General features: G+C 71.0%; 20 protein-coding genes. 12 read left to right on the top strand and 8 right to left on the bottom strand.

Annotated elements, in window-relative coordinates:
- The first annotated feature begins 111 nt into the window (after positions 1–111).
- The 4 genes from OHA68_RS42415 to OHA68_RS42400 all read left to right on the top strand — a co-directional run bounded on the left by OHA68_RS42415 (position 112) and on the right by OHA68_RS42400 (position 4,003).
- The gene (locus OHA68_RS42415; RefSeq protein WP_327105288.1) at positions 112–996 is read left to right on the top strand and encodes a Gfo/Idh/MocA family protein; all 885 of its coding nucleotides are present in this window, start codon (positions 112–114) and stop codon (positions 994–996) included.
- Positions 997–1,127: 131 nt separating this feature from the next.
- Positions 1,128–1,775, top strand: coding sequence for a hypothetical protein (locus OHA68_RS42410; protein ID WP_327105287.1), 648 nt, complete (start codon positions 1,128–1,130; stop codon positions 1,773–1,775).
- 113 nt (positions 1,776–1,888) lie between these two features.
- Positions 1,889–2,896 (top strand): NAD-dependent epimerase/dehydratase family protein, encoded by a 1,008-nt coding sequence (locus OHA68_RS42405; RefSeq protein ID WP_327105286.1) that lies wholly within the window; start codon positions 1,889–1,891, stop codon positions 2,894–2,896.
- A 33-nt stretch (positions 2,897–2,929) separates the two neighbouring features.
- On the top strand, positions 2,930–4,003 hold the full coding sequence (locus OHA68_RS42400; protein ID WP_225278104.1) for a dihydrodipicolinate synthase family protein: 1,074 nt from the start codon (positions 2,930–2,932) through the stop codon (positions 4,001–4,003).
- 33 nt (positions 4,004–4,036) lie between these two features.
- Here OHA68_RS42400 and OHA68_RS42395 read toward each other — a convergent pair whose 3' ends face one another.
- The gene (locus OHA68_RS42395; protein WP_327105284.1) at positions 4,037–5,242 is read right to left on the bottom strand and encodes a hypothetical protein; all 1,206 of its coding nucleotides are present in this window, start codon (positions 5,240–5,242) and stop codon (positions 4,037–4,039) included.
- 58 nt (positions 5,243–5,300) lie between these two features.
- Here OHA68_RS42395 and OHA68_RS42390 point away from each other — a divergent pair, with 58 nt between their 5' ends.
- From OHA68_RS42390 to OHA68_RS42370, 5 genes are all read left to right on the top strand, one after another.
- Positions 5,301–6,452: a DegT/DnrJ/EryC1/StrS family aminotransferase gene (locus tag OHA68_RS42390; protein WP_327105283.1), complete on the top strand. Its 1,152-nt coding sequence runs from the start codon at positions 5,301–5,303 to the stop codon at positions 6,450–6,452.
- 85 nt (positions 6,453–6,537) lie between these two features.
- The gene (locus OHA68_RS42385) at positions 6,538–7,782 is read left to right on the top strand and encodes an ABC transporter substrate-binding protein (protein ID WP_327105282.1); all 1,245 of its coding nucleotides are present in this window, start codon (positions 6,538–6,540) and stop codon (positions 7,780–7,782) included.
- A gap of 27 nt (positions 7,783–7,809) precedes the next feature.
- Positions 7,810–8,676 (top strand): carbohydrate ABC transporter permease, encoded by an 867-nt coding sequence (locus OHA68_RS42380; RefSeq protein WP_225278107.1) that lies wholly within the window; start codon positions 7,810–7,812, stop codon positions 8,674–8,676.
- Entirely contained in the window at positions 8,673–9,491 is an 819-nt protein-coding gene (locus OHA68_RS42375; protein WP_327105281.1) for a carbohydrate ABC transporter permease, read from the top strand. Before OHA68_RS42380 ends, OHA68_RS42375 begins: the two co-directional genes overlap by 4 nt.
- A gap of 10 nt (positions 9,492–9,501) precedes the next feature.
- Positions 9,502–10,380, top strand: a complete 879-nt coding sequence (locus OHA68_RS42370) for a dihydrodipicolinate synthase family protein (protein ID WP_327105280.1) — start codon at positions 9,502–9,504, stop codon at positions 10,378–10,380.
- 48 nt (positions 10,381–10,428) lie between these two features.
- Here OHA68_RS42370 and OHA68_RS42365 read toward each other — a convergent pair whose 3' ends face one another.
- From OHA68_RS42365 to OHA68_RS42355, 3 genes are all read right to left on the bottom strand, one after another.
- Entirely contained in the window at positions 10,429–11,445 is a 1,017-nt protein-coding gene (locus tag OHA68_RS42365; RefSeq protein WP_327105279.1) for a S66 family peptidase, read from the bottom strand.
- Between the two features lie 182 nt (positions 11,446–11,627).
- Positions 11,628–11,831, bottom strand: coding sequence for a DUF397 domain-containing protein (locus tag OHA68_RS42360; RefSeq protein ID WP_327105278.1), 204 nt, complete (start codon positions 11,829–11,831; stop codon positions 11,628–11,630).
- Positions 11,832–11,842: 11 nt separating this feature from the next.
- On the bottom strand, positions 11,843–12,688 hold the full coding sequence (locus OHA68_RS42355; RefSeq protein WP_327105277.1) for a helix-turn-helix domain-containing protein: 846 nt from the start codon (positions 12,686–12,688) through the stop codon (positions 11,843–11,845).
- A 229-nt stretch (positions 12,689–12,917) separates the two neighbouring features.
- On the opposite strand from OHA68_RS42355, the gene OHA68_RS42350 reads away from it, so the two are divergent.
- Positions 12,918–13,343 carry an ATP-binding protein gene (locus OHA68_RS42350; protein ID WP_327105276.1) on the top strand — a complete coding sequence of 142 codons (426 nt, stop codon included), beginning with the start codon at positions 12,918–12,920 and terminating at the stop codon, positions 13,341–13,343.
- A 125-nt stretch (positions 13,344–13,468) separates the two neighbouring features.
- On the opposite strand, the gene OHA68_RS42345 is transcribed toward OHA68_RS42350, so the two are convergent.
- Genes OHA68_RS42345 through OHA68_RS42330 form a run of 4 tightly spaced genes read right to left on the bottom strand, consistent with a single transcriptional unit; the run spans position 13,469 to position 17,427 of the window.
- The gene (locus tag OHA68_RS42345; protein WP_327105275.1) at positions 13,469–13,909 is read right to left on the bottom strand and encodes an NUDIX hydrolase; all 441 of its coding nucleotides are present in this window, start codon (positions 13,907–13,909) and stop codon (positions 13,469–13,471) included.
- A gap of 26 nt (positions 13,910–13,935) precedes the next feature.
- Positions 13,936–15,891 carry a hypothetical protein gene (locus OHA68_RS42340; RefSeq protein WP_327105274.1) on the bottom strand — a complete coding sequence of 652 codons (1,956 nt, stop codon included), beginning with the start codon at positions 15,889–15,891 and terminating at the stop codon, positions 13,936–13,938.
- Positions 15,892–15,946: 55 nt separating this feature from the next.
- Entirely contained in the window at positions 15,947–16,663 is a 717-nt protein-coding gene (locus OHA68_RS42335; RefSeq protein ID WP_327105273.1) for an amidohydrolase family protein, read from the bottom strand.
- Positions 16,660–17,427 carry an amidohydrolase family protein gene (locus tag OHA68_RS42330; RefSeq protein WP_327105272.1) on the bottom strand — a complete coding sequence of 256 codons (768 nt, stop codon included), beginning with the start codon at positions 17,425–17,427 and terminating at the stop codon, positions 16,660–16,662. The genes OHA68_RS42335 and OHA68_RS42330 overlap by 4 nt, the downstream gene beginning before the upstream one ends.
- A gap of 110 nt (positions 17,428–17,537) precedes the next feature.
- Between OHA68_RS42330 and OHA68_RS42325 the strand changes: the two genes are divergently transcribed.
- Together OHA68_RS42325 and OHA68_RS42320 are read left to right on the top strand one after the other, a co-directional pair.
- On the top strand, positions 17,538–19,502 hold the full coding sequence (locus OHA68_RS42325; RefSeq protein WP_327105271.1) for a hypothetical protein: 1,965 nt from the start codon (positions 17,538–17,540) through the stop codon (positions 19,500–19,502).
- Between the two features lie 32 nt (positions 19,503–19,534).
- Positions 19,535–20,245 (top strand): amidohydrolase family protein, encoded by a 711-nt coding sequence (locus OHA68_RS42320; protein ID WP_327105270.1) that lies wholly within the window; start codon positions 19,535–19,537, stop codon positions 20,243–20,245.
- The last annotated feature ends 7 nt before the right edge of the window (positions 20,246–20,252 follow it).

Raw genomic sequence — 20,252 nt, 5'->3', positions numbered from 1 at the left:
GGCGGCAGCACAATCGTACCCGGCCATGCACTCAGTGTCACCTGAACGGTGGATCGCCGGGGCTGCCATGATGGTTTGCGATTCCCCAGTTGACCTGAAATGGAGGGCACCGTGCGCATCGTTTTCGCCGGTCTGGCCACCAGCCATCCTTACGCCGACGCCCGGACGCTGGCCCGGCACGCCGAGTTGGTGGTGTGGGAGCGTGATCCGGAGCGGTTGCGGCGGTTCGCCGAGGAGTTCCCGCAGGCGCGGGTGGTGGACAGTCTGGCGCGGGCGCTGGACAGCGGGCCGGACGGGGTGGTGCTGACGGTGCCCAATCCGCAGGTGCCCGAGGCGCTGGGCGAGGTGCTGAAGACGGGGGTGGCGTGTTTCGTGAACAAGCCAGCCGCCGCCACCCGGGAGCAGTTGGCGCGGCTCGACCGGCTGCCGATCCACGAGCGGGTGATGTCGGCCTCGGTGCTGAGGTTCGCGCCGGCCTTCGCCGGGGTGCGGGTCGATCCGGGGGACGTGCTGTCCGTGCGCGCGACCGTACGGCATGACGTGGGGCTCTGGGCGACCGGCTACAACGCCTGGCAGGACACCCCCGCCGAGGGCGGCGGGACCATGGTGACCATGGGCGTGCACGGGGTGGAGCTGCTGGTGGCGCTGCTCGGGCCGGAGGTGCGGCTGGTCGGGGCGGCCCGGGCCACCCGGCACTACGACACCCTCAGGTCGGAGGACACCGGGGTGCTGGCCCTGCAGTGGGGGAGCGGGATCACCGGCGTGGTCGAGATCGTCGGCGTGTCGGACGGTGAGTCGTACGGCGTCACCGTGCATCGGCGCGGCGGGTCGGAGCACATCGTGATCGAGGGCGGCGACGATCCGGTGCTGGGGCTCGGTTACGCCGGGACGATCGAGGCGTTCCTGCGGATGGTGGGCGGCGCGCCCAGCCCGGTGCCCTGGCGGCAGACCCGGGCCATCCTCGACGTCCTCGTCTCCGCGCGCGAGACGGCTTGAACCTCCGCGCGCGAGACGGCTTGAACCTCCGCGCGCGAGACGGCTTGAACCTCCGCGCGCGAGACGGCTTGAACCTTCGCAGGCCCGGGGGCGTCTCACTACCCGGGACCACGGGAGAGCGGGGAGATTCGATGACGAGCAAGGCGCTGCGGGCAGTGGCCGGTGTCGCGGTCGCGGGAGCGGTCGTCCTGAGCGGTGGGACGGTCGCGTTCGCCGGGACCGCGCCGGCGATACCGACCGGCTTCCTGCTGCACGAGAAGACGGCCCGCGAGCCGGTGAAGTACCCGGAGGAGGAGAAATGGACGATCAGCGAGAGCCGCACCCTCAATCTCGTCGTCAACCCCTGCCGTCTCAAGAGCCCGCGCGACAAGGGGCGGGTGGCGATGCGGACGATCGGGCACACCGCGCCCGAGCACTACTCCGGTGAGCAGGTGGTCATCTACCGCTCCCGCGCCGCCGCCAAGGCCGCGATGGCGAGCCTGCGCGCGCAGGTGGTGCGCTGTGTCCATGCCGCCGAAGGCTCCTTCGTCACGCGTGCGTACGCCACCTCGGTGAGCGTCGGGGACCAGGCCTTCCGCTTCGCGCGCCAGAACTACTACGAGTCCAAGCCCGCCATCGGCGGCGATCGGGCGGTCGTGGTGCGCAAGGCCCGCGCGGTGGCCATCTACACCGTGTCAGGCGAATACGGGCGCATCCGCGCCACCGACTACACCAGGCAGCTCGCCGGGGCCAGGACGATGGCCGCCAAGCTCTGCTCCCTGCCCGCTACGGGCTGCTGACCGGCGGACCGGGCGCAGCCGGTCTTTCGCCCTGATCTGGGAGGTCGCACGTTGACAGGCGCCAGCTGACCAAGTTACGGTCTGGACCGTAACTGTCAGATGGAGGAGGTCGGGTGCGGACCACAGCGGAACTCGAGGAGCGGCTGGCGCGGCCGAGCGCCGGGCTGGTGAGCGACCTCGCCGGCCTTGACGGGGACATCATGATCCTCGGAGCCGGCGGCAAGCTGGGCCCGAGCCTGGTGCGGCTGGCGCTGAACGCCACCGGCGGCGACCGCCGGATCATCGCGGTGTCCCGCTTCTCCGAGCCGGGGCTCGCCGACGGGCTCCAGGACGCGGGCGCCACCGTGGTGCGCGCGGACGTGGCCGACGAGCGGGCCCTGCGCGAGCTGCCCGACGCGCCCAACGTGGTCTTCCTGGTCGGCGCCAAATTCGGCACCCAGGGGCGTGAGCACGCCACCTGGTTCACCAACGCCTACCTGCCGGGCCGGGTCGCCGACCGGTTCGCGGGCAGCCGGATCGCCGCCCTGTCGACCGGGAACGTCTATCCACTCGTGCCCGTCACCAGCGGCGGCAGCACCGAGACCGACCCGACCGGCCCGGTCGGCGACTACGCGATGAGCTGCCTCGGCAGGGAGCGGGTGCTGACGCACTTCGCCGAGACCAACGGCACCCGCCTGTCGCTGATCCGCCTCAACTACGCCGTCGAGCTGCGTTACGGCGTGCTGGTCGACCTGGCGCAGAAGGTCCTGGCCGGGCAGCCGATCGACCTGGCGACGGGCCAGGTCAACGTGGTGTGGCAGGGGTACGCGAACGAGGTCGCCCTCCGCTCGCTGCCGCTCGCCGACACGTCGCCGTACGTGCTCAACGTCACGGGCCCCGAGTTGCTCTCGGTCCGTCAGGCGGCTCTGGCGCTGGGCGCCGAGCTGGGCGTGGAGCCGGTGTTCAGCGGCGAGGAGGCGCCGACGGCGCTGCTGTCGAACGCCTCCAAGTGCCACCGGCGGTTCGGCTACCCGGACATCACACCCCAGGAGCTGATCGAGCACACCGCCCGCTGGGTGTCCGGCGGCGGGCCGCTGCTGGGCAAGCCGACCAAGTTCGAACGCCGTGACGGCCGTTTCTGACAGATGACAGTCGTTTCGGACGGACAGCTTTTCATGATGAGGGGGACGAACGTGCTCAGCACGGCTCCAGAGGCGCAGATGTCGGTGCGTGACCTGTTCAGGCGCGGCCTGGTGATTCCGGCCCATCCGCTGGCCCTGACGGCGGACCGGAAACTGGACGAGCGCCGCCAGCGCGCCCTGACCCGCTATTACGTGGACGCCGGGGCGGGCGGGCTGGCGGTGGGAGTGCACACCACCCAGTTCGCCATCCACGGCACCGGGCTGCTGGCTCCGGTGCTCGAACTGGCCGCCTCGACGGCCCGCGAGTTCGAGCGCGAGGTGGTGCTGGTGGCGGGCGCCACCGGGCCCACCGCGCAGGCGGTGGCGGAGGCCGAGCTGGCCAGGTCGCTCGGCTATCACATGGTGCTGCTGAGCCCGTACCGCGAGCTGGACGAGGACGGGCTGGTCGAGCGGGCCAGAGCGGTGGGCGAGGTGCTGCCGGTGATCGGCTTCTACCTGCAGCCCGCGGTGGGCGGCCAACCCTTGTCACGAAATTTCTGGACTCGGTTGGCGGCGATCGAGTCGGTGGTCGGCATCAAGGTCGCCCCCTTCGACCGCTACCGTACGCTCGACGTCCTGCACGGCGTGGTCCGCGCGGGCCGCGCCGCCGAGGTCGCCCTCTACACGGGCAACGACGACCACATCCTGGCGGATCTCATCACGCCCCACCGGGTCGTGGTGGACGGGCGCGAGGTGGAGGTGGAGTTCGTCGGCGGCCTGCTGGGTCAGTGGGCGGTCTGGGTGCGGCGCGCGGTGGAGCTCCTGGAGGAGGCCAAGCTGGCCCGCGCCGGCGACGACGCGGCGGTCCGGCGCCTGCTCACCCTGGACGGCCACCTGACGGACGCGAACGCGGCCATCTTCGACACCGCCAACGATTTCCACGGGTGCATCCCCGGCATCCACGAGGTGCTGCGCCGCCAGGGCCTGCTGGCCGGCCGCTGGTGCCTGGACCCCGCGGAGGAGCTCTCCCCGGGGCAACTCGCCGAGATCGACCGCGTCTGGGCGGCCTACCCCTGGCTCCGCGACGACGAGTTCGTCACCGAGGGCCTGGACCGCTGGCTGTCCTGACCCATGGAGAGCTCCCGTACGGCGCGTGCCGGATCAGAGGGTGAGCCGGTAGAGGGTGAGCGGGCGGCCGCTGGAGCCGCTGGTGAGGTTGCCGGTGCGCTCGGCCAGCCCGGCCAGCTCCAGGCGGTGCAGCATGCGGCGGGCGGTGCGCTGCTGGACGGCGAGGCGGTCGGCGATCTCGCGCGTGGTCAGCGGCTCGTCGCCGACGGCCGCCCGGGCCTCCAGGAGCTTCTCCAGCGTGGGCAGCGACAGGCCCACCCGGCGGGCGATGACCGAGAGGTTCTGCTCGCCCGCCGGGCCGGTGGGCACCGACTCCAGGACGATGTCGGTGTCGGCGCGCAGCGACAGGACCGCGGCGACGTCGCCGATCCGGCGGGCGCGGGCCAGCGCGCGGCGGGCCAGGCTCTCCGCCTCCGCGGCGCTGCGGCCCAGGCCGAAGCCGACGCGCACCACCTGGTTGTGCACGGCCAGGCGGGCCAGCATGGGCAGGCCGGTGAAGCCGACGGAGGCGTCGTGCAGCGGGCCGCGGGTGGTGACCAGCAGGTGCGTGCCGCCGCGGAAGGCGGCGACGGTGCCGCCCAGCGCGGTGGCCTCGCGCAGCAGCCCTTCGTCGTTCTCCACCTCGATCAGGCCGAGCGCGATCTGCGCGTCCTCCTGGGCCTGCCCCTCGGCGGTGAGCAGGAGCTGGCGCAGCGCCACCCGCACCGAGTGCACCGAGGGGGCCAGGCGCAGCACGTGCGGGCCGTCGCGCAGCGCCTCGTGCGCGGAGCTCAGGCAGGTGATGACCGGATGCTCGGGGCCGCGCCGATGGAAGGCGATCGCCTTGGCCGAGGTCATCTCCGGCCGGTAGGGCAGGATGCGCAGATCCTCGGTGGGCAGCCCCGCCTCGGCGAACGTCGCCGTCACGTCGGCGGCCGAGAGCGTGTCGATGGACAGGCGGGTCACGTCCTGCCCCTGGTGCTGGAGCCGTACCAGGGCGCTGAGCAGCGTCGCGCCCGTATAGTCGACGAACGCCGCGGGGCGGGTCAGCACGTCGGCGTCCCGGGCGAGCATGTACGGCACGATGCCGGTGAAGAGCCAGCCCTCGACGGCGTTGGCGTGCGCCTCGACGATCGCGGGCGCCTGCGCCTCGTGGTCGTAGTCGAGCCGCAGCGTGCTGACGCCCGGCTGCTCCTCGCAGGTGGCCGCGACCTGGTCCACCAGATCATGCGGACCGACGACACCGATGAGGATTGCCACCCACGCCTCCTATCGCTTATTACGGTCAAGACCGCAATTGTAACCTGTGAGGTACTCAGTGAAGTTCCCGTCCATGGCCGAGGCCGCGGGCCGCACGCTCGGCGACGAAGAGGTGGCCGCGGCGGAGCGGGTGATCCGTTCCGGCATGCTCAACTCCGTCTGGGGGACCGAGGCGCGCGCGCTCGAACGCGAGATCGCGGAGCGGTATGGCGTGCGCCACGCGGTCGCGTGCAGCTCCGGCACCGCTGCCCTCCATCTCGCGGTCGTGGCCGCGGCGCCGGACCCTGGAGACGAGATCATCACGACGCCGATCACGGACTTCGGGACTGTGGCCCCCATCTTGGCGCAGAACGCCGTTCCTGTCTTCGCCGATGTCGATCCCTCCGACGGCAATCTTGATCCTGACGCCGTCGCGAAGCTGATCGGGCCGCGCACCCGGGCGATCATGGCCGTGCACCTGTTCGGGGCCCCGGCCAGGGTGGCGGAGTTGCGCGCGCTGGCCGACCGGCACGGCCTGGTCCTCATCGAGGACTGCGCGCAGGCCTGGCTCGCCGAGCTCCCCGAGGGAGGGCTGGCCGGGACCGTGGGCGACGTCGCCTGCCTGAGCCTGCAGCAGTGGAAGCACATCACCTGCGGCGACGGCGGCCTGGCGCTGACCGACGACGACGAGCGGGCCAGGAGGATGCGGCTGTTCTCCGACAAGGGCTGGGACCGGGCGGCCGGCCGCTCGTACGTCGCCTTCGGCCTGAACTACCGGATGACCGAGCTCCAGGCGGCCGTCGCGCGGGCCCAGCTCGCCAAGCTGCCCGGCGTGCTCGCCGCCCGCCGCCGGACCGCCCTGCGGCTCCTGCGGGCCCTGGAAGGACTGCCAGGGGTACGGCTGCCGCGCCCGCAGGGGCACGCCTGGTGGCTGTTCCCGCTGGTGCTGCCCGGAGGCGGCGCTCCCGAGCTGGCCGGGCGGCTGCGCGAGGCCGGGATCCCGGCCCGGGCCGGCTACCTGGAGCAGCCGCTGAACCGCGCCCCCGTGTGGGACGCGCCGGTCTACGGAACCTCGCACTACCCTCTGGAGGGCTACACGCCCCACTCGTGCCCGGAGGCCGAGCGGATGGTCGCCGAGACGCTGCTGATCATCGACTGGAACGAGAACTACACCCCCGAGCACGTCGAGCTTGTCGCCCGCGAACTGGCGAAATTCCGGCCAAGGCCGTAGTTACGGTCAGGTATCAAGCATTGACCGCGCCAACCTGGCGTTACTAGGTTTCGGTCAGGACCGGTATTCATCGAAAGGATCCGCCATGAGGAAGATAACGGCAGTCGGCGTCGCGGCCGCGCTGAGCGTCGCCACCGCCGCCTGCGGATCGTCCAGCGGTTCGGACAAGAGCGCCGTGACCCTGTGGATGTACCCCGTGATCAGCGATCAGGCCAAGAACCAGGAGTTCTGGGCCAAGGTGGAGAAGGACTTCGAGACGAAGAACCCCACCGTCGACGTCACCATCGACCAGCAGCCCTGGGAGGGCCGCCAGGAGAAGGTCACCACGGCGCTGGTCTCGAAGAAGGGCTTCGACCTGGTCGTGCTCGGCCCCGACCAGATCCCGCAGTACGCCCAGCAGGGCACGATCGAGCCGGTCGACGACGTCGTGGCCGCCGACAAGGCCACCTACCTGCCGAACTCGCTCACCGCCCTCACCGTCGACGGCAAGATCTACGGCGTCCCCATCTACCAGACGATCACCGCGCCGATCTACAACAAGAAGCTGTTCGCCGACGCGGGTGTGGACAAGGTGCCCGAGACGCTGGACGAGCTCAAGGCCGCCGCGCCCAAGCTGGCCGCCGACAAGGTCGCGATCCTGGACTACCCGGGCAAGCCCGAGGTCAGCCTGAACCAGAGCTTCTACCCGTTCCTGTGGGCCAACGGCGGCACCGTCTTCACCGCCGACGGCAAGGGCGTGGCCTTCAACGGCCCCGAGGGCGTCGCGAGCCTGCAGCTCCTGCTCGACCTCCAGAAGGCCGGCGGCCTGCCGGAGAACGCCCCCAGCAAGGGCAACGACATCGAGGGCGGCACCCTGGCCGCCGGCAAGACCGCCCTGTACCACGCGGCCACCGCCTTGCAGGCCGACCAGCTCGGCGCCGCCATCGGCGCGGAGAACGTGGGCATCGGCCTGCCGCTGGAAGGCGCCAAGCGGGTCGCGTTCGGCATCCCGGGCGGGCTGGTGCTGGCCAAGCACACCGAGAACAAGGACGCGGCCAAGAAGTTCGCCACCTTCCTCGCCTCGCCCGAGGTCGCCGGCGAGCTGGCCAAGGCGTCCGGCTTCTTCCCGGCCCGCACCGACGTGACGGTGCCGGACCAGTCGCCGTCGGCCAAGGAGTTCGCCAAGTCCCTCCAGTACGCCTTCCCCGGCGACACCCACCCCAAGGCCCGTCAGGTCATGGGCCTCATCGCCCCGCACGTCCAGGCGGCCCTGCTCGGCAAGGAAGACGCCAAGACGGCCCTGGACGCGGCGGCCGAGGAGGCCACCACGCTGCTCGGCAGCGGTGGCTGACACAAGGACCTGTGAGAAAGGATCACCGTGCGCCATCGTCTGCGTGACCCGGTCGCCGGGTTGCTGTTCGTGCTCCCCGTGCTCGTCCTCTTTCTGATCTTCCGGATCTTCCCCTCCCTGGGGGCGGCGGGCATGAGCCTGACCGACTGGAACATCGGCGGCGAGTGGAGCTTCATCGGCGCGGACAACTACGTCAGGCTGCTCGACGATGTGAACTTCTGGCTCAGCCTCCGGGTCACGCTGGTGTACGCCGCGATCTACGTACCGCTCACCGTCGTGGTGTCGCTCGGCACGGCGCTGCTGCTCAACCAGGTGGTCTTCATGCGCGGGCTGTTCCGCGGCATGCTGTTCCTGCCGTACGTCACCAGCTTCGTGCTGGCGGGCGTCATCTGGCGCTGGATCTACGAGTTCGACGGGCTGATCAACGGCCTGCTGGCCCATGCCGGCCTCGGCCCGGTGGCGTTCCTGCAGGAGACCTCGCTGGTGCTGCCCGCGCTGGCCGTGGTGTCGGTGTGGAAGGGGTTCGGCTACTCGATGCTGATCCTGCTCGCCGGCATCAAGTCCATCCCCGCCTCCTACCTGGAGGCGGCCACGGTCGACGGGGCGGGCGCCTGGCAGCGCTTCCGGAGGATCACCTTGCCGCTGCTCAAACCCACCCTCTTCTTCGTGCTGGTGATCGAGACGATCAGCGCCTTCCAGGTCTTCGACACGATCTACGTGATGACCGGCGGCGGCCCCGCCAGGGCCAGCTACTCGCTCATCTACGGCATCTACGACCACGGCTTCCGGTCCTTCGACTTCGGCTACGCCGCCACCTGGGGCATGGTGCTCTTCGCGATCGTGCTGGTCGTGTCGCTGATCCAGCGCCGCTTCATGGGCCGGGGGGAGGTATGACGGCGGCCGCGGCCCGCCGCGTCAGGTGGCCCCTGATCGCGCTGCTGGGCCTGCTCTCGGTGCTGACCGTGAGCCCGTTCGTGGCCATGGTGGTCGTGGCGCTCACGCCCGCGGGCAAGCCGACCGTGCCCACCCAATGGCCCGACTCGCTCACCTTCGACAACCTGACCAGGGTGCTGTCGTCGTCCGGGTTCGTGGACTGGACGCTCAACTCGGTCGTCTACTCGGTCGTCTCGGTGGTGGTCATCCTGCTCACCGCGTCGATGGCCGGCTACGCGTTCGCCAAGAAGCGCTTCCCCGGCCGCGACGCGATGTTCTGGACCTTCCTGGCCACCATGATGGTGCCGTTCCAGGCGACGCTCATCCCCACCTTCGTGATGGTCAACAGCCTCAACGGGGTGGACACGTTCTGGGGACTGATCGTGCCGACGCTGGCCAACGCGCAGGCGGTGTTCCTGATGCGGCAGTTCATCCTGGGCCTGCCGGACGAGCTGTTCGACGCGGCCAAGGTCGACGGCGCCTCCGAGCTGCGGGTCTACCTGACGATCGTGGTGCCGCTGACCCGGCCGATCATGGCCACGCTGGGCGTGTTCGTGTTCCTGTGGCACTGGAACGACTTCCTCTGGCCGCTGGTCGTGGGCCAGAGCGACGCGACCAGGACCCTGACGGTCGGGCTGACCACGCTGCGCACCGAGGAGACGCAGCTGTCCCTGCTGATGGCCTCGGCCACCATCTCGGTGGTGCCGTGCCTGCTGGTGTTCTTCCTGCTGCAGCGCTACCTGGTCAACAGCATCGCGATGACCGGCTTCAAATAGGCTCGGCGGCGTGGACACCTCCGCACGAGCCCTCCGTGACCGTCTGCGCGGCCGCCTCATCGCGGCCGCGGCCACCCCCATGAACGCGGCGGGGGAGGTGGATCCGGACATCGTCGAGCGTTACTTCGCCGGGCTGGTCGAGGACGGCGCGGGCGGCCTCGCGGTGCTCGCGCACACCGGCCGGGGACCGTTCCTGACGCCGGACGTGCGCGCCGCGGTGATCGAGCGCGCGGTCGCGCTCGGCGTCCCGGTGCTGGTCGGGGTGGGCGGCGGCGACCTGGAGAGCGCGGCGGACCAGGCCAGGACGGCCGCCGGGCGCGGGGCCGACGGCGTGCTGGTGTTCCCGCAGGCGGGCGACCGGCCGGCCCAGCACGAGGCCGTCTGGCAGGCGGCCCGCCTGCCGATGATCGCCTTCGACCTCTACACCCGGCCCTGCCCGCCGCCCGCGCTGCGCGAGATCCTCCGCCACCCGGGCGTCGCCGGCCTCAAGACGGCCCTGCTGTCGGACGCGATGGCCTGCCAGCAGGCCATCGCCCTCACCAAGGAGGCGGGCCGGCTGCCGATCACCGGCGAGGACCGCATGTTCGGCCCCTCGCTGCTGTGGGGGGCCGAGGCGGCCCTGGTCGGCATCGCCGCCGCGCACGTGGACCTGACCGGCGCCGTCCTGCGCGCCTTCCACGGCACCGACCTGCCCGCCTTCCGCGCGGCCTCGGCCCGCCTCGACACGCTCGCCGAGGCCACCTTCACCGGGCCGATGGAGGGGTACGTCCAGCGCATGCTCTGGCTGGCGGCGGCCGAAGGCCGCATCCCGGACACCCATGCCCACGACCCCTTCGGCCCGCCCCTGCCCGACGACGAGCGGGCCGAGGTGCTGAAAGCGGTGCTCTAGCGCCCTTCGGCCCGCCCTTGCCCGACAGCGAGCGGGCCGAGGTGCCGATTAACTCAGGGTCTGGGTGAGCTCGTCCCGGTCGGCGGTGTGCCGCACCCGGCCGTACGCGCCGTTCACGATCGGCAGGTACGGCGGCACGTGGCCGCACTCGACGTCGGCGAGGATGGGCACGCCGAGACCGCCGAGCGCGTCCAGCACCGCCTCGTGCTGGGTGAGCGAGGGCAGGCCCGGGGCCCGCGTACGGCCGACGAGGATCGCGGCGGCCGCGTCGAAGAACCCGGCCAGTCGCATGCCGTGCAGGTTGCGGCAGATGGTGGCCGCGTCGTGCTCGCAGGCTTCGACGTAGACCAGCAGCCTCTCGGGGGCTCGCGCGAAGGCCGTCGGGTCGCCGTACCGGCTGCCGGTGAGGTTGCACAGCATCTCCACGCAGCCGCCGATCAGGCGGCCCTCGGCCTCGACGTCGCCGCCGCCGTCCAGGCGCGTCCACCGGCCCGGGGTGTCGAGCGTGAGCTCGCTCACCTCCGGGTGGGTCACCCAGTCGTCGTGTCCCTGGGCCCGGTAGCGGTTCGGGGAGGTCTGGGTGAAGGTCGTGCCCGGCTCCATCGCCACGATGTCCAGCCAGGAGAGCAGCCCCGGCGGCGGCTCGTACGGGGTGTCCATCAGGTTGTTGCCGTGCACGGTGGCGATGCCGGTGAGCAGGGTCAGCGGCGTGAGGATCGTCGACAGGTCGGAGTAGCCGACCAGCCAGGTGGGCTCCGCCGCGCGCAGCGCGTCCCAGTCGAGCAGCGGCAGCAGGTCGATCGCGGTCTCCCCGCCCCACGGGGGCACTACGGCCCGGACGCGCGGGTCGGTGAGCATCCCCATCAGCTCACGGGCCCGCTCGGCGGCCGGCGCACTGACATGACGGTCGCCGCCCATGCAGTCGCCGACGACGACCTGGTATCCGCGCGCTTCCACCACCTTGACGGCGGCTTGGAGACGAGGACGCAGATCAGCGCCGACCCCGCTGGACGGCGCGGTGACGCCGACGAGGTCGCCGGGGCGTAAGGGGGCTGGGTATCTCACGGGCATACCCATGACTACCACTTGACCGGCCCGGCAATCCTCTGGTTTTCATCGGCGGCCGGTGATGGCAAGCAGGCCTGGCGGGGGAGAGACGCACTGCCTGAGAGGGCTGCTTTCTCTTGTTGGGAGAATGAAGGGCCCTCAGAAAGCTCTGGGGGCCCTTCATCGTGCCTGCTGCTCGGTCAGTCGAACTCGCCGTCCTTGACCCCGGCGATGAACGCGTCCCACTCATCGCGGGTGTACTTGACGAGGCCCGCGTCCGGCCGCTTCGAGTTGCGTACGGCGCGCCCGCCGCCGGGCAGTACGGCCACCTCAACACAGGAGGAGCCGTTGGCTCCGCTATGAGAGGACTTGCGCCAGGTGAGTTCGGACTGGGTAGGGTCCATGACTCCCGCCTCTACTTGAGCTGGTTGGCCAGTTCCTCCAAGTACGTCACCGATGCGTCGGCACTGAGCGCCGATGCGCGCACATGGTCGTATACCAGCGTATAGCTGGAGACCTGACTCGGCTCCTCCATAAACAGGTCACCGGTGATCGTCTCCACGTGAACCAGCGTCGGATCCTCGGGTGCCGAGAACTTCAGGATCCGGAACGCGTTCTCCATCGCGGCGTGCGCGCCGACCGCGTTCGGCACGACCTGCACCGCGATATTCGGCCTGGCCGCCAGCGTGAGGATGTGCCTGATCTGCGCCCGCATGACCTCGACGCCGCCCACGTGCTTGGACAGCGCCGCCTCATCGATGATCGCCCACATTGTCGGCGGGTCGTCTCGCTGGAGGATCTGCTGGCGTGCGACCCGGGCCTCGACCCGCCGACCGACCAGGTCATCGGGGACCACCTGGCCGCCACGAAAGACGGCCGCCGCGTAGTCGCGCGTCTGCAGCAGACCGGGCACCAGCAGCGACTCGTAGGTGAGGATCGCGCTCGCCTCGGCCTCGAAGCCCGGCATGGAGCCACCCAGGACGTCCTTGTACTCCTCCCACCAACCACGCTGCCGGGCCTGACGGGTCAGGGCGAGGATCGCTTCCCGCTGCGTTGCGTCGGCTATGCCGTACACATCGAGCAAGTCGCGTACGTCCCGCACGGACGGCAGCTTCCACGCGTTGCGCTCGATCCGGGTGACTTTGCTCGGCGTCCATTCCAGTCTTTGCGCAACCTCGTCGGCGTGCAGGCCGACCTCGGCGCGGAACTGCCGCAGGGCCGCTGACAGGCGTCGACGCCGAACGGTCGGGCTGTAGGACACGGGGGACCTCCTACCGATGGGAGCCGAATGTGCACCGAGCCTTCGAGGCTCAGGCGCAACCCTTCGTCTTTCGATTTGCGTCTTGCAAATCTTGCGACTCGGCATCAGTATAGCGCTTAGTAACTTGTCAGATGCGAAGAGTAATAATCCGTGACCGGCCCACATGGGAACGGTGCGACAGGATCCGAGCCGCTTCCCCCGACCGGGCTTGACCGAACCGGAGACGACCATGCCCTCGCAACCCCCACTGTCACCACCAGCGTCGGCGATGACCGAGGCGTGCTGGGACCTGCCCTACAGCGCCGAGGCCGCCGGCCTGGCTCGTCAGCTCACCCGCCAGACCCTGGCCACGTGGGAGATCGCGCCCCCGCTGAGCGACAACATCCAGCTGATCGTCAGCGAGCTGGTCGCCAACGCCCTCGTGCACGCGCATCCGCCGATCTGCCTGAGCCTCCGCCGGACGGAGGGATACGTCCGCGGCGAGGTATTCGACACAGGGCCGTTGTGCCCGCTCATCCCACGCCGGCCCGACGAGACCGAGCTCAGCGGGCGCGGCCTGGCCACGATCGACGCCCTGGCCGACAAGTGGGGCGTCGATCCCAGCCCGCTGGCTGACGGCAAAACGGTCTGGTTCCTGCACTCGGCCCGGCCATGAAGCAGCTACCGTCGCGCGACTACGGCACCCATACCTCCCTGTTGAGCACCTGCTGCATTTTGATCCCGCCAACGGCTCTGTCCTGCTCGCCGCCTTCGCCTACGAGCTCTTCATGCGTTGGAGAGTCACAGGCCGATGTTCGCCTTGGCGCCCATGTAGGAGCCGGCCCCAGGCCACCCGGCCTGAGCCAGCTCGACGAACCGGAGAGCGAACCCGAGCTCCGGCAGTTCGGCGAGCGGCACGAACCGCACGGCGCGGATCGGGATGGTGTCGGCGCCCTCGGCGACGGCTTCCACGCTGCCGCCGACGCGGGCGGCCTCGAACGTCATGTGGATGACGTGGACGCCGCTACCGGGCAGGTGGTCGCATACGTACAGCAGCCGGCCGACTGTGACGTCGAGCCCGGTCTCCTCGCGCAGTTCCCGCAGCAGCGCGTCGGCGAGGGATTCGCCCGGCTCGACCTTTCCACCGGGCAGCGACCACGACCGGCCGGTGTCGGTGTCCTGGTCCAGCAGCAGGATTCGATCACCCTCGATGACGATGCCGGTGACTCTCACATTCACCACCCCGGCATGGTAGGCGTCCGGTCCTCTCAGCGGCGGCCGGTGATGGCGATGCGGACCAGGTTGCGGCCCTTCACGCCGAACAGGGCCTTCCCGGAGGGGTCCAGTGCCAGCTTCGGCTCGCCGCCGAACCACTGCGCGGCCAGGCCCTCGACGATCGGCTTGGCGGTGAAGGCGGCCAGGTCGATCTTGTAGATCTTGTCGCCGTCCGTGCAGTAGGCCACCCGGCCGACGACGTGCAGGTCGCTTCCCTTCGCGGCGACCTTGAGCGTTCGGGTGACCTTCTTGCGCCGCAGGTCGAACTCGAACACCTCGCCCGTGCTGGAGATGCCGTACAGGGTGCGGGCGTGGAGCGCGAGAGAGACGATCGAGCGGGCTGCGGGCAGGGGTTCGAGCTCCCACAGCAGCTTGCGCTTGGTGAGGTCGTAGGCGGCCAGGCGGGCGGTGGTGGTGACCGGAGGCAGCCCGAGGCCCTCCTGGACCAGGGTGCCGAGGTAGGCGGTGCCGTGCTCGGTGGCGACCGAGTAGACGGTCTGGCGTTCGACGACGGGACGCTGGGTGGTGTATTCGCCGGTGCGGCGGTTGTAGAGGGTCAGGGCGCCGTTCATGTGGCCGGGCTCCGGCTGGGAGGGCATCACGATCAGCCCCGTCCCGGCGTCGTAGGCCAGGTCGCGCGGGCGGTCCTGCTGGTTGCCGGCGCGGGCCAGCAGCGTGGCCTCCGCCTCGCCGGGGCGGTGCGCGTACAGGGCGGCCTGGGTGTAGACGCCGAGGTAGGTGGTGCCTCCGAGGGTGAGCATGGTCTTCGGCTCGCCGGGGATGGCGAGTCTGGTGACCTTGCCCGAGGCCAGGTCGTGGATGTCGGCGCCGCTCTTGCCGCCCACGTAGACGCGCTCGCCGTCGCTGTGCACCGACATCGGCTCCTCGGGCGCGGCCTTGAACCCGCGCTGCACCAGGTTGCGGTAGTCGATGGCGCCCGTCGCCGGGTCGTAGACGAACACCGCGTTGTCCTGCACGCCGTAGATCCGCCCCTCGTGGGCGAGGATGCGGTGCGTGGCGGCCTCGAAGTACGGTACGCCGAGGACCTCGAGCTCGCCCGAGGCGAGGCCATAGCGGTAGAAGGTGCCGGAGGGACGGCCCGCGAAGTAGACGAAGCCGTCGTGGACGAGCACCGAGACGATGTACTTCTCGCCCGGGGCGGTGGCCTTGACGACCTGGTAGTCCGCCGGGTTCGCCTTGTCCAGGACGACCATCTCGGCCAGGGAGTTCATGCCGCCCGCGATGTGCGTGTCGGAGACGTGCAGGCTCGACACCCAGTCGCGGTCGGCCAGGGCGGCGGGCAGGAGGTCCTTCTTCTCGCCGGTCACCCGGTCGATGGCGATGAGGTGCGCGTTGGAGCCGACCCCGGCGTAGACGAACTTGTCGTCGGCCTGGATGCCGCGCACGTACGCCTCGCCGGGGGCGGCCTCGCCCAGGTCGCGGCTGAGGCCCGTCGCCGGGTCGTACTCCTTGACCTTCCCCGGCTCGGAGGTGCCCAGGTAGACCTTGCCGTCGGGGGAGGCGGCCAGGGTCCAGATGAAGTGGTCGGGGTATTCGGCGACCTTGGTGACCGTGCCCGTCACCGTGTCGATCTTGTAGAGGTCGGAGCGGGAGTGGGTGCCGACGTAGACGTCGGTGCCCACCTTGCACATCGCCCAGACGCCGATGCCGGTGGGGATGTCGAAGTGGGCGGTGACCGTGTCCTTGGACAGGTCGTACGCGCCGACGACGTTCGGGGACAGGCCGCGGGACCCGGCGTACAGGACGTCACCCACGATCTCGGCGTTGCCCAGCGGGCTGGCGACGCTGGCCGGGCCGAGGTCGGTCAGGGTGCCTTCGGGCACGCCGGTAGCCCGGGTGGACGCGCCGGCGGCCCCGGCGGTGAGGGGGAGGGAGGCGGCCACCGTGGTGGCGGCGGCCGCCTGCAGGAAACGACGACGGGGGATCATGCGCGGGCTCCCTTGTGAGTTTCGCCGCACGCTATAACGGGCCGGGCCGTAATGTCTAGATTGAGAAGAGTTCGGCCGCGTTCCGCCACGCGATCCGCTCGGCGGTCTCGGCGGTCAGCCCGGCCGCGGCGACCGCGCCGTACGCGGAGGACGGGTCGATCAGGGTGGCGTCCGTGCCGAACAGGAGTTGCCGGTCGTCCACGGCCGCCACCACCGCGGCGATGCGGCCCGCCGGGGCGTGTGACCAGCAGGGTTCGAGGTAGAGCCGGTCGCAGGCGTTCGCGGCCTCGATGGCGTGCGCGTACCCGTCGGCGCCCATGTGCCCGGCGATCACTCGCAGGCCCGGCGTGTCCAGGCAGAGCTGGGCCAGCCCGAGCACCGAGGTGCCCCAGGTGTGGACGAGCGCCGGGAGCCCCGCCTCGGCGGCGAGCTCCAGCGCGTCGCGCAGCTGGGGCGAGGTGACGGGGGAGCCGGTGTAGTCAGTGTGGATCTTGACTCCGGCCCACCTGCCGGACGGGAGCAGCTCGCGCAGGTCCTTGGCCGCCTCGGGCAGCCGCCGCGGGTTGATCGTGACGTAGCCGTACAGCCGGTCCTGGCCCGCCAGCACCTCGGCCAGCGCGCGGTTGCCCGCCGGCGCGTCGTAGATGACGGCCTCGGTGGCCGACACGATGGCCCGGTCGATGCCGTAGCGGTCCATCGTGGCCAGGCTCGCCGCGGCGACGTCCATGGTGAAGAACCACGGGCCCCAGTGGGCGTGCACATCGATGATCATGACAGCAGTCTCCTCGCGTTGCCCCCGGCCACGGCGGCGATCTCGTCGGGTGTCAGGCCGCTGGTCGCCAGCCGCAGCAGGGGGACGATCGGTTCGTAGTGCGGCGCGCGCGAGCCGTGCAGCAGGCGCTCGGCGCCCAGCTCGGCCGTTACGGTCTCCAGCGCGTCGGGGGAGTTGAGCAGGCGCGTCGAGGTGTGGAACCCCGGCTCCTCGGCGGCGGCCACCAGGAAGTCGCCCAGGTGGTAGAAGTGCGTGTCGAGGAAGACGACGCGGGCCCCGAGCCCGGTGAACGGCTGCCAGAACCGGCGCACGTCGCCGCCGGTGAGCACCACCAGGCCGAGCTCCGCCGCCCGGCGGGCGACATGCCGGACCGAGGGGAAACCGGCCTCCACGCCCTGCTCGTCCGGGAACAGGCGCACGGCCCGGACCCCGGCCCCGGCCAGCCGGTCGAGCTCGCGGCCGGCTCCCAAGGGGTCACGCAGGTCGACCACCCCGATGGGCACCCACGGCGGTCCTGAAGAAGCCCGATCGCCGGGTGCGGCTGCCGCCAGGGCGAGCACCTCGTCGTTGCCCGAGCGCATGTCGAACAGGGCCGCGCGCAGGCTCGCCACCGCCCCCGTCCGGGTGCGGTGCGCCGCGAGCAGGTCCGCCACGGACTCGGGCGTCCCGGGCGGGCCGTCCCGGTCCGGATAGGCCCCGACCAGGACGTCCACGTCCAGGGCCACCTCCAGCCCGCCGATCAGACCCCACGCGTCGAATGCCATACCGGTCCGCTCCTTAATTGCCATGCGCGACATCATGCCATTGACGGACGATGCTCATTTGGTTACGGTCTGGGCCAAAACCAAGCAGCAATGAACGCGAGGTCCTGGGTATGCTCCGATCCCTGCTGGTCGTCCTGACGCTTGTGTTACCCGCCCTCGTCGCGCCCCCCGCCGCGGCGGCCGCCGTGCCCGGCACGTGCCCGGGACCGGTCGTGCGCACCTACGGCCCGGCCTCGGTGACCGGGGCCATCGTCGGCGCCGCCGTGCACGAGGGCCACGCCTACGTCGTCACCCGCGGCCTCAAGCCGCCCGTCCTGGCGGACATCGACCTGGCCACCCGCAAGGTCGTCAGGAGCGTCACCCTGCCCGACGGCCCGGCCACCGGGGAGCCCGAGGGCGGCTGGGCCACCGCGGTCGCCGGCGGCAAGGTCTACGTCGGCACCTACCCGGTGCCCGACCTCTACAGCTTCGACATCGCCACCGGCGAGGTCGCGCACCTGCACTCCTTCGGCAAGAACGGCGGCTTCGTCTGGAGCCTGACGGCCGCGCCCGACGGCACGCTCTACGCGGGCACCTACCCGGACGGCAGAGTGTGGGAGTACGTCCCCGCGACCGGCGCGGTGCGCGACTTCGGCGTGCTGACGGCCGGGGAACGCTACGTCCGGGCGGTCGCCGCCGACGCCGACCACGTCTACGCGGGCCTGCTGGACAAGGCCAAGCTCGTCCGCATCGACCGCGCGACCGGCGCCAAGCTCGACCTCGCCACCGGCCCGGCCGGCATCGGTGCCGTCGCCGACCACGGTGACCGGGTGCTCGCGCTCAGCGGCGGCACCCTCATCGACGTGCGCGACGACGGCACCGACGCCAGGACCGTGAGCCTGGAGACGGGCACCCTCGACATGCTGACCGTCGCCGCCGACGGCACCGTCTACGCCACCTCCCGCCCCGACGGCGCCGTCCACCGCTACCGCACCGGCGACACCGCGCTGACCAAGGTCGCCGACCCGCCGTCGCAGGACGACGAGACCCGGCGGCTGCACCAGCTCGACGAGCACACCCTGCTCGGCTTCTCCGGCAGCGGCGGCATGTGGTGGCTCGACCTGCGCACCGGCGAGTCGCAGTTCGCCGACCTGATCGACGCCGGCCTGACGCCCGGCTCGGAACGCCCGCAGAGCATGCTGCTCGTCCCCAACCGCGCGCTCTACGTCGGCGGCCACTTCTCCATGGAGGTGCGCGACCTGCGCACCGGTGACAAGCGCCGCTTCCGCCTGTCCGGCGAACCCAAGGACCTGGTACGGCGCGGCAACAAGATCTACGCGGCCATCTATCCCAGCGGCCAGATCGTCTCCATCGACATCCACACCGACCAGGTTCGCAGCCTCGGCTACCTGGGCCACGGGCAGCAGCGGCCGTGGGACATCGAGTACGACCCGCGTACCGACAAGCTCCTGGTCGCCAGCGCCCCGCTGGGCGCCGACCTGAAGGGCGCCCTGTCCGTCGTCGACCCCGACACGGGCAAGATGGACGTGTACGTGAACGTCCTGCCCGACCAGAGCCTGATGAGCCTGTCGCTGGACAGCCGCGCCGGCCTCGTCTACCTGGGCGGCGACGTGCTCGGCGGCGGAGGCACGCCGCCCACGAAGACGGCCGCGTCGGTGGCCGCGTTCGACCTGAAGACCCGCACGGTGCGCTGGCAGAGCGACCCGATCCCCGGCCACCGCACCTTCCAGGACATCAAGGTGCACGACGGACTGCTGTACGGCGTGTACAAGCGCGACTCCGGCGTCTGGATCGCCCTCGACCTGGCCACCCGGCAGATCGTCCAGCAGGGCAAGCTGTCCGGTTACGGTGAGCTGACCGTGCACCGGGGCAAGGTGTTCGTCTCCACGTTCTTCGGCGGCGGCAACGCCTATCACCTGGACGCCAAGACCGGGGCGAAGCTGCTGGCGACCGGGCTGGGCGACGAGTGGTACACCAACCCGCAGCTCCACTTCGAGCCCGGCTCCTGGAACGCCTGGGCGCTGGCAGGCCGGGACCTGGCCCAGATCCGCCTGGACCCGGCCTGCCCGGCTTGACCGCCACCGCCGATGGCGGCTAGTTTCGGTCTGTGCCGAAATTGGTAGTGGATGCCCACCGGCTGGCCGGTCCGGTGCCCTTCGACGACCTGCCGGTGGACCCCAGGGCCGACCTGGACCGCCTGGGCATCGATCGCGCCCTGGTGACCCACACGCTCAGCCTCTACGCCGACGCGCGGGAGGGCAACGACGCCCTCTTCGCGCTGGACGACCCCCGGCTCGTCCCGGTGCCCGTCGTGGTGCCGGGCGTGCCGGGGACGTCCACGCCCGCCACGTCCGGCGAGGTCCTGGAGTGGGGCGCCCGGCTGATCCGGCTCTGTCCCCAGCGGCACCGCTTCGACCTGACCGGCTCCCTCACCCTGAGCTGGCTGGCCGAGATCGGCCTGCCCCTCGCGATCGACCTGGAGGAGACCTCGCCCGCCGAGCTGGCCACCCTCGCCCGGCACCTGCCCGGACAGCGGATCCTGCTGCTCAACCCCGGCTACCGCTGGCTGCGCAAGATCGCCGGCCTGATGACCGAGGCGCCCGGCGTCTGGCTGGAGATGGGCACCGTGAACACGCAGGGCGCCGTGGAGTGGCTGGCCGAACGGTTCGGCGCGGAGCGGCTGGTGTTCGGCACCGGCGCCCCCGTGGCCGACGACTGCGGCCCGCGCTTCCTGCTCGACCATCTCGCCCTGACACCCGCCGAGACCGACCTGATCGCGGCAGGCTCCCTCGACCTGCTGCTGGGAGAAGCGCCGTGATCCTTGA

The sequence above is a fragment of the Nonomuraea glycinis genome, from assembly GCF_035920485.1.
Classification (GTDB): Bacteria; Actinomycetota; Actinomycetes; order Streptosporangiales; family Streptosporangiaceae; genus Nonomuraea; species Nonomuraea glycinis.
The sequence above is the reverse complement of the archived record's forward strand: the minus strand, read 5'-3'. Positions and strand labels throughout refer to the sequence as shown.

Excerpts from the sequence above, each read along its gene's own strand:
- OHA68_RS42335 (WP_327105273.1), bottom strand. The coding sequence starts at position 16,663 with ATGATCATCGATGTGCACGCCCACTGGGGCCCGTGGTTCTTCACCATG.
- OHA68_RS42385 (WP_327105282.1), top strand. The coding sequence starts at position 6,538 with ATGAGGAAGATAACGGCAGTCGGCGTCGCGGCCGCGCTGAGCGTCGCC.
- OHA68_RS42375 (WP_327105281.1), top strand. The coding sequence starts at position 8,673 with ATGACGGCGGCCGCGGCCCGCCGCGTCAGGTGGCCCCTGATCGCGCTG.
- OHA68_RS42340 (WP_327105274.1), bottom strand. The coding sequence starts at position 15,891 with ATGATCCCCCGTCGTCGTTTCCTGCAGGCGGCCGCCGCCACCACGGTG.
- OHA68_RS42350 (WP_327105276.1), top strand. The coding sequence starts at position 12,918 with ATGCCCTCGCAACCCCCACTGTCACCACCAGCGTCGGCGATGACCGAG.
- OHA68_RS42410 (WP_327105287.1), top strand. The coding sequence starts at position 1,128 with ATGACGAGCAAGGCGCTGCGGGCAGTGGCCGGTGTCGCGGTCGCGGGA.
- OHA68_RS42400 (WP_225278104.1), top strand. The coding sequence starts at position 2,930 with ATGATGAGGGGGACGAACGTGCTCAGCACGGCTCCAGAGGCGCAGATG.
- OHA68_RS42330 (WP_327105272.1), bottom strand. The coding sequence starts at position 17,427 with ATGGCATTCGACGCGTGGGGTCTGATCGGCGGGCTGGAGGTGGCCCTG.
- OHA68_RS42325 (WP_327105271.1), top strand. The coding sequence starts at position 17,538 with ATGCTCCGATCCCTGCTGGTCGTCCTGACGCTTGTGTTACCCGCCCTC.
- OHA68_RS42360 (WP_327105278.1), bottom strand. The coding sequence starts at position 11,831 with ATGGACCCTACCCAGTCCGAACTCACCTGGCGCAAGTCCTCTCATAGC.